Source organism: Methylobacter sp. Wu1 (assembly GCF_036553575.1).
Taxonomy (GTDB): Bacteria; Pseudomonadota; Gammaproteobacteria; order Methylococcales; family Methylomonadaceae; genus Methylobacter.
Window position 1 is genome coordinate 1 of record NZ_JAZHOC010000049.1, and the last position, 14,595, is coordinate 14,595.

General features: G+C 48.2%; 15 protein-coding genes and 4 tRNA genes. 5 read left to right on the top strand and 14 right to left on the bottom strand.

All coding sequences use genetic code 11. From position 1 onward, the window contains the following. The 11 genes from V2P20_RS08330 to V2P20_RS08380 all read right to left on the bottom strand — a co-directional run. Positions 1–119: GTP-binding protein (locus tag V2P20_RS08330; protein ID WP_331817833.1), on the bottom strand; the 119-nt coding region annotated here is incomplete at its 3' end. A gap of 31 nt (positions 120–150) precedes the next feature. Then, positions 151–226 (bottom strand) — tRNA-Thr (locus tag V2P20_RS08335). Between the two features lie 15 nt (positions 227–241). After that, a tRNA-Gly gene (locus V2P20_RS08340) sits at positions 242–315 on the bottom strand. Between the two features lie 20 nt (positions 316–335). Continuing rightward, positions 336–420: transfer RNA gene (locus V2P20_RS08345), tRNA-Tyr, on the bottom strand. 93 nt (positions 421–513) lie between these two features. Continuing rightward, entirely contained in the window at positions 514–1,080 is a 567-nt protein-coding gene (gene pth, locus V2P20_RS08350; protein ID WP_331817762.1) for an aminoacyl-tRNA hydrolase, read from the bottom strand. Positions 1,081–1,089: 9 nt separating this feature from the next. Beyond that, positions 1,090–1,695: a 50S ribosomal protein L25/general stress protein Ctc gene (locus V2P20_RS08355; protein WP_331817763.1), complete on the bottom strand. Its 606-nt coding sequence runs from the start codon at positions 1,693–1,695 to the stop codon at positions 1,090–1,092. A 45-nt stretch (positions 1,696–1,740) separates the two neighbouring features. Beyond that, positions 1,741–2,679, bottom strand: coding sequence for a ribose-phosphate diphosphokinase (locus tag V2P20_RS08360; RefSeq protein ID WP_348532246.1), 939 nt, complete (start codon positions 2,677–2,679; stop codon positions 1,741–1,743). Positions 2,680–2,734: 55 nt separating this feature from the next. Further along, a tRNA-Gln gene (locus tag V2P20_RS08365) sits at positions 2,735–2,809 on the bottom strand. Positions 2,810–2,813: 4 nt separating this feature from the next. Then, positions 2,814–3,695, bottom strand: a complete 882-nt coding sequence (ispE, locus tag V2P20_RS08370; protein ID WP_331817764.1) for a 4-(cytidine 5'-diphospho)-2-C-methyl-D-erythritol kinase — start codon at positions 3,693–3,695, stop codon at positions 2,814–2,816. Next, positions 3,676–4,269, bottom strand: a complete 594-nt coding sequence (gene lolB, locus V2P20_RS08375; protein WP_194969188.1) for a lipoprotein insertase outer membrane protein LolB — start codon at positions 4,267–4,269, stop codon at positions 3,676–3,678. Before lolB ends, ispE begins: the two co-directional genes overlap by 20 nt. 2 nt (positions 4,270–4,271) lie before the next feature. After that, positions 4,272–6,017, bottom strand: coding sequence for a tetratricopeptide repeat protein (locus V2P20_RS08380; RefSeq protein ID WP_331817765.1), 1,746 nt, complete (start codon positions 6,015–6,017; stop codon positions 4,272–4,274). 298 nt (positions 6,018–6,315) lie between these two features. On the opposite strand from V2P20_RS08380, the gene hemA reads away from it, so the two are divergent. From hemA to V2P20_RS08400, 4 genes are read left to right on the top strand one after another with little or no spacing between them, the layout of a single operon-like run. Further along, on the top strand, positions 6,316–7,575 hold the full coding sequence (hemA, locus tag V2P20_RS08385) for a glutamyl-tRNA reductase (RefSeq protein ID WP_331817766.1): 1,260 nt from the start codon (positions 6,316–6,318) through the stop codon (positions 7,573–7,575). After that, a complete protein-coding gene (gene prfA, locus V2P20_RS08390) occupies positions 7,572–8,657 on the top strand; it encodes a peptide chain release factor 1 (RefSeq protein WP_331817767.1) in 1,086 nt (361 codons plus the stop codon). The genes hemA and prfA overlap by 4 nt, the downstream gene beginning before the upstream one ends. A gap of 5 nt (positions 8,658–8,662) precedes the next feature. Next, the gene (prmC, locus tag V2P20_RS08395; RefSeq protein ID WP_331817768.1) at positions 8,663–9,505 is read left to right on the top strand and encodes a peptide chain release factor N(5)-glutamine methyltransferase; all 843 of its coding nucleotides are present in this window, start codon (positions 8,663–8,665) and stop codon (positions 9,503–9,505) included. 34 nt (positions 9,506–9,539) lie between these two features. After that, entirely contained in the window at positions 9,540–9,959 is a 420-nt protein-coding gene (locus V2P20_RS08400; RefSeq protein WP_331817769.1) for a M67 family metallopeptidase, read from the top strand. 167 nt (positions 9,960–10,126) lie between these two features. Here V2P20_RS08400 and gatB read toward each other — a convergent pair whose 3' ends face one another. The 3 genes from gatB to gatC are packed head-to-tail and all read right to left on the bottom strand — an operon-like array spanning position 10,127 to position 13,315. Then, positions 10,127–11,557 carry an Asp-tRNA(Asn)/Glu-tRNA(Gln) amidotransferase subunit GatB gene (gene gatB / locus V2P20_RS08405; protein WP_331817770.1) on the bottom strand — a complete coding sequence of 477 codons (1,431 nt, stop codon included), beginning with the start codon at positions 11,555–11,557 and terminating at the stop codon, positions 10,127–10,129. An 11-nt stretch (positions 11,558–11,568) separates the two neighbouring features. Continuing rightward, positions 11,569–13,017, bottom strand: coding sequence for an Asp-tRNA(Asn)/Glu-tRNA(Gln) amidotransferase subunit GatA (gene gatA, locus V2P20_RS08410; protein WP_331817771.1), 1,449 nt, complete (start codon positions 13,015–13,017; stop codon positions 11,569–11,571). Between the two features lie 10 nt (positions 13,018–13,027). Beyond that, positions 13,028–13,315: an Asp-tRNA(Asn)/Glu-tRNA(Gln) amidotransferase subunit GatC gene (gene gatC / locus V2P20_RS08415; RefSeq protein WP_331817772.1), complete on the bottom strand. Its 288-nt coding sequence runs from the start codon at positions 13,313–13,315 to the stop codon at positions 13,028–13,030. Positions 13,316–13,441: 126 nt separating this feature from the next. On the opposite strand from gatC, the gene V2P20_RS08420 reads away from it, so the two are divergent. Continuing rightward, the gene (locus tag V2P20_RS08420) at positions 13,442–14,488 is read left to right on the top strand and encodes a rod shape-determining protein (RefSeq protein ID WP_194969197.1); all 1,047 of its coding nucleotides are present in this window, start codon (positions 13,442–13,444) and stop codon (positions 14,486–14,488) included. The last annotated feature ends 107 nt before the right edge of the window (positions 14,489–14,595 follow it).

Consider the following 14,595-nt stretch of genomic DNA (forward strand, 5'->3'; position numbering starts at 1 on the left):
TGCAGCTCAGCCATGACTTTCGTCAATGCGGCTGTCAGAGTCGTTTTGCCATGGTCAACGTGACCGATGGTGCCTACGTTTACGTGTGGCTTAGTACGTGTAAATTTTTCTTTGGCCATTTAATACGCCTTTAACAATCAATATCACAACTGGAGCCCATAACCGGATTTGAACCGGTGACCTCTTCCTTACCAAGGAAGTGCTCTACCTCCTGAGCTATATGGGCCTAATACAGAAAATTTGGAGCGGGTGATGGGAATCGAACCCACGTGATCAGCTTGGAAGGCTGGAGTTCTACCATTGAACTACACCCGCAGATTTCTTTTAATTGATGATGGTGGAGGGGGGAGGATTCGAACCTCCGAAGGTAGAACCGGCAGATTTACAGTCTGATCCCTTTGGCCGCTCGGGAACCCCTCCGATATCGGATAAGTCAACTATTATCTTGGAACAATGACAACTTGTCAACTTTTTTATTTGGAAATTTTATTTTTCACTGACACACCCAGCATATTAGGCGTGCAATTTATTCATCACAGCCGCGACGTCACCAGCCACTAACTTATCCATACACGCAATCCCTGCATCAATGGCTGAATTAATTAACTCCCACTCACTCTTTGAAGGAGATCCCAGCACATAGTCAGCAACAACCTTCCCTACACTCGGCCGACCAATACCTATCCTTAACCTACAAAACTCTCTTGAGCCCAGATGAGCAATAATATCTTTTAAACCATTATGCCCTGCATGTCCGCCGCCCTTTTTCAGCTTGACGATACCCGCATCAAGATCCAGTTCATCATGAACAACCAAAATCTCTTCCGGCATTATTTTATAATAACGCACAATCTTACCGACAGATTGCCCACTACGATTCATGAAGGTTTCAGGCTTTAAAAGCACCACCTTCCCCATCGAAGCATTATACTCAGAGAGCAGCCCTTGAAATCTGGGCTCACTCACCCAAACACAGCCGAATTTAGATGCCAGTTCATCCAAAAACAAAAACCCGGCATTATGCCGGGTTTTTTCATATTGTCGCCCAGGATTACCCAGCCCAACTACAAGTTTAATCACCCGCTGTTTTTAAGCTTCTGATGATTCTTCAGCACTACTTCTCGAAGCCATCATAGACACCACAGGCAAATCATGCTCAGGCCCGTGCGATAACGCCACAATTTCCACTCCAGCCGGCAGAACTAAGTCAGAGAGATGAATCGACTCACCAATATCCAGATTAGCCAAATTCACTTCAATATATTCTGGCAAAGCAGAAGGTAAGCATGTAACCTCCACATCAACCATAGAGTGAGTAGCAACCCCACCCTTTTTGCCGCCTATCGAAGTATCTTCATTGATAAAATGCAAAGGCACATGCACCTTAAGAACCTCTGACATACTCACACGCTGAAAATCCAAGTGGAGAACCTGAACCTTAGCAGGATGACGCTGAACACCTTTCAAAATGGCTTTTTCTGTTTTTCCATCAACAGTAACATCAAGAACATGAGAGTAAACCGCCTCATGCGCCAAATGCTTAACAACTTCGTTGTGACTCAACAACAGCATTTGAGGCTCACCATGCCCACCGTATATCACCGCAGGAACCTTACCTTGACGACGCACGCTTCTTGCTGCGCTTTTACCTGATTGCCCACGACTTTCGGCAACAAACTCAAATACGTTAGACATCTTTCCTCTCAACTCCGTGCCTTCAAGCACACACATTAAATTATATCAATCGACATAAAGTGAACTAACCGATTCACCTACTGCTATACGCCTTATAGTCTCAGCCAACATTTCAGCAACACTCAATTGCCTTATCTTACCCAAGCTGATCGCTTCTTGACTTAATGGTATAGTATCGGTAACAACCAGCTCATCAAGTTCCGAACCATAGAGGTTTTTCATGGCCTTACCTGAAAGCACAGCATGCGTGCAGTAAGCAACCACCTTTATCGCCCCATGCTTTTTTAGCGCATCCGCTGCATGACATAAAGTGCCCGCAGTATCAACCAAGTCATCAATCAATACACAGGTGCGCCCATTAACATCACCAATAATATGCATAACCTCTGCAACGTTAGCCTTTGGCCTGCGCTTATCAATGATTGCAAGATCAGCATCGTCCAATCGTTTAGCAAGGGCACGCGCCCTAACTACACCCCCCACATCCGGCGAGACAACAATCAGATCTTTATATTTCTGCCGCCACACATCACCGAGAAGAATTGGCGACGAATACACATTATCAACTGGTATATCAAAAAAACCCTGGATCTGATCAGCATGCAAATCAACAGTCAGAACCCTGTTGGCGCCCGCCTGTTCGATCATCCTGGCAACCAACTTCGCACTGATAGGCACCCGAGCCGATCGCGATCTTCTATCCTGCCTGGCATAACCATAATATGGCATGACAGCAGTAATCCGTGACGCTGACGCCCTCTTAAGCGCATCAATCATCACAAGCAATTCCATTAAGTTTTCATTTGTAGGCGAACAGGTCGGCTGAATAACAAAAACATCCTTACCCCGGACGTTCTCCTCTATTTCTACCGCAACCTCACCATCGCTAAATCTACCGACAGTCGCCATACCAAGGCGCATATTGAGCTTTCTTACTATACCTTCAGACAAAGCCAGGTTAGCATTTCCAGAAAACACCATCATAGAGGTGTCACTCATTCAAGCACTCCCAAACTGAATTTAACTTAGTGGAGGTAAATGGCTGGGCCGCAAGGATTCGAACCTTGGTATGCGGGGATCAAAACCCCGTGCCTTACCGCTTGGCGACGGCCCAATAATCAAGATGTATACTTACCAAACTTCAGCTTTGAAAACAGTGGCGACTCATTAACTCCCTTAGCCAGATAAACCTGCCACTTATCTTTAAGCGACTTATAGGCATCAACTGCAGCATCTTCCGAATCAAATTGCGCAAAAATACAAGCACCTGTTCCGGTCAGCCTTGCCTCAGAAAAACCAGACAAATCAACCAAAGCATCTTTAACAGACTGGTAACGCTCACGAACCACACCAAGACAATCATTTTGATGCTGGCCCGCTATAAAGTCGCCTATTGTGATTGATTTACTATTTCTTGTCAAATCTTTTGCTGAAAATATTTCTTTTGTATTCACATGACAATCAGGCTTAATAATCACAACCCATTGTTCTGGAATATCTATTTTTTCAAGTTTTTCACCGACACCTTCTGCCCAGGAGGAATAGCCATACACAAATATCGGAACATCAGCCCCCAAAGCCAGACCTAACGTCATCAACTTATCAGTTGTCAAACCTAGGCTCCACAATTCATTCAGCACCACTAAAGTAGTAGCAGCATCAGAGCTTCCTCCACCCAAACCACCACCCATAGGCAAGTTCTTCTCCACCTCAATGCACACTCCATGAGTGCATCCGGTCTCTGCCTTCAATAAATTTGCTGCTTTAATGGTTAAATCATCTAACTCGGGAACACCGGGAATAGCTTTATGCAAACTGACTCGCCCATCCTCAACCGGGCGAAAGGTTATCCAATCGCATAGATCCACAAATTGAAATACAGTTTGTAACAGATGATAGCCATCTTCTCTTTGACCAGTAATGCGTAACATCAAATTTAATTTTGCCGGCGCCGGCCATTTCTCCATCCATGCGGACTGCTTATTTTGCTTTTGCGACATCTAAATCCCAACGATCTACGATTAACTTTAATTTGACTTGATCATTTGTTACTGTGATTTTACGCGGCATAATCTCACCTTCTGCGCGCTGCATTTCTTTGTATTCGCTATGCCATCCCGCCTGCCTGAAACCGTCACCAACTTCTTCAAATTCCCGGGAAGGCTCGGGCAACCCCACAACCCAGTACCGAAGCGAATGCACAGGCACAAAGATACCTAACTGTTGATTAATAAATTCTTCCGACCTTGCTGAAGACTCTACTTTTCCATCTCCGCGATCAACAGTCACAAAATCGTTCACCAGCCGGATAAGCATGGCGCCCTGCCCCAACGGTCCAGATAGTTTTATTTTTTCTTCGCCAGGCTCATGCTCCCAACTTATATTTGCGGTCCAGGAATCGTTATGCCCTGAGACAGCCAAACGCCCATCAAAAGCCCACTGTTTCAACTTATAAAGATGAGCTCTTCCAGCCTTCGAGTAATACCCGCCAGGCTCAACTGGAACAACGGAACAGGCCGACATTAATAGGGACAAACAACCACAAATAAAAAGCTTTGCTTTAAAACGTGACACAACTATTCCGCAGTGTTTAGTACTCTTTGTTGAAAATCCAATAGATCTTCATCTTCCGGGGCATCTTTAATGGCTTTAGTAAATATTTTTCTCGCTTCAGATTTTCTATTTAAAGCCCACAAAACCTCGGCAAGATGCGCCGCTATTTCACCTTCCTGCCTTTTTGCATAGGCCTTCTGAAGGTAAAACAAGGCTTGCTCAGTATTTCCTAGCTTAAATTGCAACCATCCATAACTATCCATAATAACTGCCTCGTCCGGCTGCAGCCTAAGCGCTTTCTCCAGATATTTTTCAGCTTCAGCGTAACGATCAGTTTTTTCCGCCAAGGTATATCCTAAAGCATTTAGCGCTTCGGCATTATCAGGATCTTCAGCCAGTATTTTTTTTAGATCGACTTCCAATATATCCAATCTGTTGAGGCGCTCAGCCATCAATGCCCGGGTATATAACAATTCTTTCTGCCCAGGCATATCGGCCAACGCATTTGTTAATAGATTAAACGCTTGCTCATATTGCTTTTGTTGATTATAAAGCTCGGCCTGAATCAGAATGAGCCGCAGCTTCTGTTTTGGAAACTGACTCCGCAAACTGTTGAGCCTGGAATTAGCTTCATCAAATTGATTATCTTTTGCAAGCAATGAAATCGCGGAAATCTCTGCATCGAGAACAAAAGGCCCATCCTTTACCTTATCAAACCAAGCCATAGCCTTTTTCGTGTTCTTGCGTTTTTCTTCTATTTTACCCAGATAAAAGCTGGCTTGGGATTGCCACTCCGGCTGCTCCAGCAATTTTTTTAAAATATCCTCAGCCTTATTATCTCTACTTAACTGCAAATGCACCAATGCCAAGGCGAACTGGCTTTCAGCATCATTTGGATTAGCAGAAATTATGCCTTGATAAACTTCACCGGCCTCTTCATATTTTTCTGCTTTTATTAAAACCTGCGCCAATAATTTTTTGATTTTATCATTTTCCGGATACTTGGCGACCGCCTTCTCCAGCAATTTTGCCGCAGTATTCAGATCGCCTGAAGAGGCCGAGATCTGAGCCTGAAAAATCTGCGCTTTATCCCAATCAGGCTGCACATCCAAAGCTTGCTGTATTTTCGTTTTAGCCAAATCAGTATTTTTCATCTGCATGGCCAACAATGACTGTACAAAATAGACTTCAGCCTGATTTTGATGACGCAGAGATAACGCATCCAACACATCATACAAGAAAGAGACCTTATTTTCCTTTTCCAGCGCAACCGCCAATTCCAGCATTGAATTCTCAAAACCGGCAGGATCAATTATCAGCAATTTATCCACATGCTCAACGGCAACTTGTTTATCACCCGCTCTTAAAGCCGATAATGCAGCAATTTTTCTGGCTGTTATATTATTGGGATCTTGAGACAACCATAAGGAAACAGCCTCGTTTGTCTTATTGCTGTCTTTCATATACATAGCGATTTTTGCAGCTCTCTCAGCAAATCGCGGGTCGTTGGTACGCTTGGCAGCCTCCATATAACCTTCCAGCGCAATCTCATATTGTCCTCTTTGCCCAGCAAGTTCTGCCGCCAATAACATATACATCACATCAGGATCGATCTCCGTTTTTGTACTGCCGGGCTGAGCTTCTCCCTTTGTTTGGGATATTTTGACAGGCTCAACAGACTCCTCCTGCGAATTAAGCTTATCCTGCGAACCAGCACAGCCATTAAGCAAGACCAGAGTTAGCACTGAAAACAATCTAAAAATCACCACGCAATCGTCCTATTTATCACTCAGTAGATATAAGTTAATAGATTATCAGAAAAATCAGCTGATTCAGACAGTTGATTTATTCGATTTGGATAAAGCCGTTATATTTCTTTAGAATAAGCCCTCATAATATACTTTGAATTTACCTGAAAGCCATCCGGTCTCAGTAATTGTGTATAGCTGTGGACGTGTTGGCTACAGCAAAGTTCCTGATCGACTGTGTCGATGGCAAGATAAAAATCACTGTATAAAAATATTATTATAGTACTCTAGAACACATAAACTCTTAACCATCGATACCATGACACTTCTTGCAGTAGGGATTAATTACAATACCGCCCCGGTTTCCATCCGGGAGCGCCTGGCATTCCCTGCCGAAATTCTGGAATCATCGCTACAGGAATTATGGCACCTGAAAGAAATCAGTGAAGCCGCGATTCTTTCAACCTGTAACCGGACCGAGTTTTACTGCAAATCATCCACGGCAAACAAGCAGATTCTGATTGATTGGGTTGCCGAAAGCAGAAATATCGACCCGGCAGAGCTTACGCCTTACCTGTATTGCCATACTGACAGCCAACTGATCCGCCATATGTTTCGGGTCGCATGCGGCCTAGATTCAATGATACTAGGCGAACCGCAAATTCTCGGGCAGATGAAAACAGCTTATCAGGCAGCCTATGAAGCTGGAACTTTAGGAAAACAGCTAGGTAAGCTTTTTCAATACACATTTTCAGCAGCCAAGAAAGTCCGCACAGATACGGCTATCGGCTCCAGCCCGGTATCGGTGGCTTTTGCAGCTGTCCAGCTGGCACAGCAAATCTTTGACAAACTCAGCGAACAAACTGCCTTGCTGATTGGTGCCGGCGAAACCATCGAATTGGCAGCCCGCCATCTGTCACAACAGGGCATAGGCCGCATTATTGTCGCTAATCGCACATACGATAAAGCCCATACTTTAGCTTCCCAGTTCAACGGTTATGCTATCGCCTTATCCGAACTGCCCACTCATCTGGCTGAAGCTGACATTGTCATCTCATCAACGGCCAGCCAGCTGCCGATCCTTGGCAAAGGCAGTGTCGAAAGCGCGATCAAGAAACGCAAACATAAGCCCGTTTTCATGGTAGATCTGGCCGTTCCGCGCGATATCGAAGCTGAAGTAGAGCAGCTCAGAGATGTCTATCTTTATACGATTGACGATCTGCAGAACACTATAGACCAGAACATGAACTCGCGCCGCCAGGCCGCGGAACAGGCCGAAGAAATTATTGACACACAAGTGGGCTATTTTTTAGCCTGGTTACGCTCACAAGGCGCGCAATCAACTATCCGCGATTATCGTCATCAAGCTGAACAAATGCGTGATGAAGCTCTGCAAAAAGCATTGGCATTGTTAAAGAACGGCACTTCACCTGAAGAAACTTTGAGCCGGCTCGCTTACAGCCTGACCAATAAACTGATACATACGCCCAGCATTCAAATCAGAGAAGCCGGCGAGAACGAAAGACATGATCTGGTTGCCGCTGCCCGCGAAATTTTTAAATTAAAACAGACTCAATGAAACCATCCATACAACATAAACTCGAAAATTTGTGCGAACGCTACGATGAAATCGCGGCGCTGCTCTCCGACCCGGAAGTTCAAGGCAATCAAAATAAATTTCGTTCACTGAGCCAGGAGTATGCCCAAATCAACCCGATCGTTGATTGCTACAAGCGCTATCAAAAAGCGCTGGACGCGCTGGCTTCCGCCAAGGAAATGGCCAACGACATTGATCCGGAACTGCGCGAAATGGCCAAGGAAGAGGTTATTGAAGCGGAAAATCAGATAGAAGCGCTGGAACATGAACTGCAAATTCTATTGCTGCCTAAAGACCCCAACGATAACCGCAACATTTTTCTGGAAGTCCGGGCAGGAACCGGTGGTGATGAAGCGGCCATTTTCTCGGGCGATCTGGCGCGCATGTACCAACGCTTTGCTGAAAGGAAAGGCTGGAGAACCGAAATCATCAGCGAGAGTCCCGGCGATCACGGCGGCTACAAGGAAGTCATTCTGCGCGTTTCCGGGCAGGACGTTTACTCCCAGCTAAAATTCGAATCCGGCGCGCACCGTGTACAACGGGTGCCTGAAACCGAATCGCAAGGCCGTATTCATACCTCCGCCTGCACTATCGCTGTCATGCCCGAAGTCGAAGAAATTGATGCTTTTGATATCAATCCGGCCGACCTGCGAGTCGACACGTATCGTGCATCAGGCGCCGGCGGTCAGCACGTTAACCGTACCGAATCAGCAATTCGTATCACCCACATCCCAACCGGTGTCGTAGTCGAATGCCAGGACGAACGTTCACAACACAAAAACCGCGCCCGAGCCATGTCTTTGCTGCAATCGCGTCTTTTAGCCGCCGAACAGGAAAAACACCACGCCGAACAGGCAGCGACTCGAAAACTGCAAGTCGGCAGCGGCGACCGCTCCGAGCGTATCCGCACTTATAACTATCCGCAAGGCCGGCTAACTGACCACAGGATCAATCTGACCCTCTATAAACTTGAAGACATCATGGAAGGAGGCCTTGAGCAGGTCATCCAGCCGCTGATCAGTGAACACCAGGCGGAATTACTGACTCAACTGGGCGAAGAGTAGGCCGGATGCACAGCATCAAATCCGCGCTGGCTGATGCAGTCGACGCGCTGGCATCCATCTCCGACTCCGCGTTGCTGGATGCTGAGGTTTTACTGTGTCATGTCCTTCAAAAAGAACGCTCTTATCTGCGAACCTGGCCCGATAAACTGTTAGAACCTGAACAGCTGGAACAATTCTGGACATCGATTGAAAAACGACGAAAAGGCATGCCTGTTGCTTATCTTATCGGCCATCGTGAATTCTGGTCGCGCGATTTCCACGTCTCGCCGGACGTGCTGATCCCGCGCCCGGACACCGAACTGCTCGTAGAGCTTGGATTGGAGCTCATACCACCTGATAAACCCTTCAATCTTATAGACCTGGGAACCGGCTCCGGCATTATCGCCGTCACACTGGCCGCCGAGCGTCCTCATGCTCAAGTCATAGCAACCGATTTCAGTCCGGCAGCGCTAAAAATAGCCGAGCATAATGCCCAACAACACCACATCGCCAACATTCGCTTTTACCAGAGCGACTGGTTTGACAATGTGCCCAACATCCAATTCGATCTGGTGATCAGCAATCCACCTTATATTGCCGAAGACGATAGCCATCTACAGGAAGGTGATGTCCGGTTTGAGCCGCAAACCGCCCTAATCGCCGCCCAGCAAGGACTCAGAGATATAGAGATTATAGCGGACGGGGCGCGTGGCCGCTTGAAACCTCAAGGGCATTTACTGATCGAACATGGCTACAACCAGCAACATCAGATACAAACAATCTTTAAAGGCTTGGGCTATGATAAGGTGCAAACCTATCAGGATTTGTCAGGGCAACCGCGCGTCACCTACGGCCAATGGAATAAATAAGCCCGCCGATTTTAACTTTTACTTTACTCATCTTATGATGCAAGAAGAAATCCATATTCCACGCAAAATCACCAACCAGTTACTGCATCTCGCGCAGCAATCCCCCGACCAGGAAGTCTGCGGTCTTATCGGCAGTAAAAATGGCCTGCCGATTCACTGCTATCCGATCAACAACATTGCAGAACAGTCTGGACAGCGTTTTCAACTGGATCCATCGCAACAAATCGCCGCCATGGCCGCTATGCGCGATCAGGGCGAAGCGCTTTTCGCCATCTATCATTCGCACCCAAGCGCGCCGGCCCAACCGTCAGCTATTGACCTGGAATGGGCGGCTTACCCGGACGCGCTGTATCTGATTATTTCATTAAACACGAAAGGCATTCTGGAAATGCGCGGCTTCAGGATAGAACAGCAATCTGCCAGAGAAATCGCGCTGGCGTTGAGCGAAGACTAAACCTTGTCTTGTTCAATCCCGGTTTTGCCGTTGATACGGGCAGCAGTAGCCTTTCATGCCGAGATCCAAAAGCTGTTGACCGGCTTCCGGCCAATTGAACCGATGCCGAAATGTGCCGGACATGACTGTTAAAGCACAGATGCCCGGCACATTTCATAAGACAGAGCTTATTTCAACTTATCCTTCAGCATTTTATTCACTTCGCCGGGATTGGCCTTGCCCTGCATCTCTTTCATGACCTGACCGACAAAAAAGCCGAACACTTTGTCTTTACCGCTACGATATTGCTCAACCTGCTCCGGGTTATTGGCGATGACCTTGTCGATAATGGCTTCTATCGCGCCGGTATCGGTAATCTGCTTTAAGCCTTTGGCTTCGATAATCTCATCGGCTGAAGCCGTGCCTTGCCACATCTCCTCAAACACCTGCTTGGCGATTTTTCCCGAAATCGTGTTGTCGCTGATACGCGCCAGCAATCCGGCCAAACGTTCGTGGCTGACCGGCGAATCAGTGATTTCCAATCCAGACCGGTTAAGCGCGGCCGAGAGATCGCCCGTTACCCAATTGGCACAAATTCTTGCTTCACAGGCCGATTCTTTCACCACAGCCTCAAAATAATCGGCCAACGGACGCGAGGAAGTCAGTATTGCGGTGCTTTCGTCATCCAAGCCGTATTGATCCTTGAAGCGCTGCTTTTTCGCATCCGGCAATTCGGGCATTGTCGCTTTGACTTGCGCTTTAAACGCCTCATCGACAACCACGGGCAACAGGTCCGGATCGGGGAAATACCGGTAATCGTTGGCCTCTTCCTTGCTGCGCATGGAGCGGGTCTGATCCTTGTCTGCATCATAAAGCCGTGTTTCCTGGACTACCTCGCCGCCGCTCTCGATCAGATCGATCTGGCGCTCAATTTCGTAATTGATGGCCTTCTCGACAAACCTGAACGAGTTGATATTCTTGATTTCGGCACGCGTGCCGAACGCTTGCTGGCCTTTGGGCCGCACCGACACGTTGGCATCACAACGGAATGAACCCTCCTGCATATTGCCGTCGCAAATGCCCAGGTAGCGCACCAGCTCATGCAGTTTTCTCATGTAGGCGACCGCTTCTTTCGCCGAGCGCATATCCGGCTCGGACACGATCTCCAGCAATGGCATGCCGGCACGGTTTAAGTCGATACCGGTCAAGCCATGAAAATCCTCGTGCAGCGATTTACCGGCATCTTCTTCAAGATGCGCGCGCGTCACACCGACGCGTTTTTTGACGCCATCCACGTCAATATCCAGATGCCCAAGACCTACGATAGGCAACTCAAACTGGCTGATTTGATAGCCCTTAGGCAAGTCCGGATAAAAATAGTTTTTTCTGGCGAAAACCGAATACGGTGCAACTTCCGCTTCAATAGCCAGGCCGAACAGTACCGCCATGCGTACGGCTTCTTCGTTCAGAACCGGCAAAACACCGGGCAGACCCAGATCGACCGCGCAAGCCTGTGTATTAGGCTCTGCGCCGTAAGCTGTCGAGGCGCCGGAAAAAATTTTAGATTTTGTGGCGAGTTGCGTATGAATTTCCAACCCGATCACTGCTTCCCATTCCATGATTTTCCCCTTTACTCAAAACCTTTAGGACTTTGTTGATGCCAATCGGTAACCTGCTGATATTGATGGGCAATATTCAACAACCGGTGTTCCTCGAAATAATTGCCGATGATCTGCAGGCCCACCGGTTTACCGACGACGCCGACTGGTATGGACATGGCCGGCAATCCGGCGAGGTTGATGGCAATGGTATAGATATCGGATAAATACATCTCGATTGGATTGCCGATTTTCTCGCCTATGCCGAAAGCGGCAGACGGCGCCACCGGCCCCATGATCACATCGACTTCCGACAAGGCCTTTTTAAAGTCATCACTGATTAAGCGGCGAACCTTCTGAGCCTTGATATAGTAGGCATCATAATAGCCGGCCGATAGCGCATAGGTTCCCATCAGAATCCTGCGCTTGACTTCCTTGCCGAAGCCTTCGCCGCGCGAGCGCGTATAGAGATCCATTAGATCTTCCGGATTGGCGCAACGGTAGCCGTAGCGTACACCGTCAAAGCGGGAAAGGTTGGCTGAACATTCGGCCGACGCGATAACGTAATAAGCCGGAATGGCCAGCTTCAGATTAGGCATCGAAACTTCCTTGATATGCGCGCCCAGTTTCCGGTATTCATTGACGGTGGCTTCGATAACGGCGGCAACGTCACTGTTGAGCCCGGCGCCGAAAAACTCTTTCGGCAGCCCGATTTTGAGTCCTTCGATAGAATTATTCAGCTCCGCCCGATAATCAGGCACCGGCAAATCGACACTGGTTGAATCCCGCTCATCGAACCCTGCCATCACCTGCAGCATGATAGCCGCATCTTCGGCGCTACGCGCCATGGGGCCGCCTTGATCCAGGCTGGACGCATAAGCGATCATGCCGTAACGCGACACGCGCCCGTAAGTCGGCTTCAATCCCGTAATGCCGCAATGTGAAGCCGGCTGGCGGATCGAGCCGCCTGTATCCGTCCCAGTCGCACAGACGGCCAATCCGGCCGCTACGGCCGCGGCCGAACCGCCTGATGAACCGCCTGGAATGGCATTGAGATCCCAAGGGTTTCTGACCGCGCCGTAATAACTGGTTTCGTTTGACGAGCCCATGGCGAATTCGTCCATATTGAGCTTGCCCAGCATCACGGACCCGGCCTGGTTGAATTTCTCCACGACGGTAGCGTTATAAGGTGCGATGAAATTGTCGAGCATTTTAGAACCGCAAGTGGTCTTCACACCTTGCGTGCAAAAAATGTCTTTCTGTGCGATCGGTATGCCGGTCAACAGTGTCGCATCGCCTTTGGCGATTCTGTCATCGGCAGCCTTAGCCTCCTGGAGGGCTAAATCTTCGGTGACCGTAATATAGCAATTAAGCGAGTTGTGCCGCTTGATTCTGTCCAGAAACGCCTGTGTCAGTTCGACACTTGAAAATTCGCCTGAACGCAGGCCTTTAGCTAAATCTGTGATTGACTTATTGTGCATGACTATTCCCTTATTCAATGACTTTCGGCACTAGATAAAGTCCCGCTTCAACTTGCGGCGCAATGGACTGGAATTGCTCGCGGTTGTTCCGTTCCGTAACGGTATCCGGCCTTAATCTTTGCACCTGATCCATCGGATGAGCCATTGGAATGACGTCATCGGTATTCAGTTCGCTCATCTGCGTCATTAAATCCAGCATGCGGGATAAGTCCTTCGCGTAGGATTCAATATCTGACTCATCAATACCCAAGCGCGCTAAATGCGCAATTTTCTTCACATCATCAGTCGTCAAAGACACTATCAACTCCTCAAAATTTCAGAGATTTTGTATTATTATAAATATGATACTTTATATCTTGCTCAAATACCCGCTTGATTGATAAAGTAGTACAATTTTATTCCCCACAAAGGACACAGGTAAAAAATGTTCTTCAAAAGAATTCGCGGCCTTTTTTCTAATGACCTTTCGATTGACTTGGGTACCGCCAACACATTGATTTATATTCCCGGCCAGGGGATTGTGCTTAATGAACCGTCAGTTGTCGCCATCAAAGAAGACAAAGTCCGTGGCTCTAAAACCATCGCAGCGGTTGGCGCTGACGCAAAACGCATGCTAGGACGCACCCCCGGCAATATCACGGCCATCCGTCCTTTGAAAGACGGCGTCATCGCCGATTTTGCCGTCACGGAAAGAATGCTCAGATTTTTTATCGAAAAAGTCCACCAAAGCAAACTGTTGCGTCCTAGTCCGCGCATTTTGATCTGCGTGCCTTGTGGGTCAACCCAGGTTGAACGCCGCGCCATTCGGGAATCTGCGGCCATGGCCGGTGCGCGTGAGGTTTACTTGATAGAAGAACCCATGTCTGCTGCGATCGGTGCAGGCCTCCCGGTCGACGAGGCATCAGGATCGATGGTTCTCGATATCGGCGGCGGCACTTCCGAGGTGGCAGTCATCTCCATAAACGGTATCGTCTATTCCAACTCTGTCCGCATCGGGGGCGACCGTTTTGATGAAGCCATCATCAATTATGTGCGCAGGAACTACGGCACGCTAATCGGCGAATCCACAGCAGAGAGAATAAAATTTGAAATCGGCACGGCTTATCCCGGCAGTGAAGTCAAGGAAATAGAAGTAAAGGGGCGCAATCTGGCAGAAGGCGTGCCGCGCAGTTTCGCCCTGAACAGCAACGAAATACTGGAAGCACTGCAGGAACCGCTGTCGGGCATCGTCGGAGCGGTCAAAGTGGCCTTGGAGCAGACTCCGCCCGAATTGGGAGCCGATGTCGCCAACCGCGGCATTTATTTGACCGGGGGCGGCGCCTTGCTAAAGGACATTGATCGGCTACTGGCCGAAGAAACAGGCTTGCCTGTGTTTATTGCCGACGACCCGTTGACTTGTGTTGCCAGAGGCGGCGGCATGGTTCTGGAAATGCTGGATAAAAAAGGAGTCTCAACCTTTTCATTAGAATAATGATGCATAGCCTTTAATCGCTTATTCTGGCAGATGCCGGGACGCACGCCGCCCGGCCGCTTCTTTTTAACTGATAAGATGACTGCACGGATGCAGGAGGTAGAGCA

What these genes read in the sequence shown, in the direction of transcription:
- V2P20_RS08420 (WP_194969197.1), top strand. Translation starts at nt 13,442, where the DNA reads ATGTTCTTCAAAAGAATTCGCGGCCTTTTTTCTAATGACCTTTCGATT.
- V2P20_RS08355 (WP_331817763.1), bottom strand. Translation starts at nt 1,695, where the DNA reads ATGTCTAACGTATTTGAGTTTGTTGCCGAAAGTCGTGGGCAATCAGGT.
- gatB (WP_331817770.1), bottom strand. Translation starts at nt 11,557, where the DNA reads ATGGAATGGGAAGCAGTGATCGGGTTGGAAATTCATACGCAACTCGCC.
- gatA (WP_331817771.1), bottom strand. Translation starts at nt 13,017, where the DNA reads ATGCACAATAAGTCAATCACAGATTTAGCTAAAGGCCTGCGTTCAGGC.
- prfA (WP_331817767.1), top strand. Translation starts at nt 7,572, where the DNA reads ATGAAACCATCCATACAACATAAACTCGAAAATTTGTGCGAACGCTAC.
- V2P20_RS08400 (WP_331817769.1), top strand. Translation starts at nt 9,540, where the DNA reads ATGATGCAAGAAGAAATCCATATTCCACGCAAAATCACCAACCAGTTA.
- ispE (WP_331817764.1), bottom strand. Translation starts at nt 3,695, where the DNA reads ATGTCGCAAAAGCAAAATAAGCAGTCCGCATGGATGGAGAAATGGCCG.
- V2P20_RS08360 (WP_348532246.1), bottom strand. Translation starts at nt 2,679, where the DNA reads ATGATGGTGTTTTCTGGAAATGCTAACCTGGCTTTGTCTGAAGGTATA.
- prmC (WP_331817768.1), top strand. Translation starts at nt 8,663, where the DNA reads ATGCACAGCATCAAATCCGCGCTGGCTGATGCAGTCGACGCGCTGGCA.
- hemA (WP_331817766.1), top strand. Translation starts at nt 6,316, where the DNA reads ATGACACTTCTTGCAGTAGGGATTAATTACAATACCGCCCCGGTTTCC.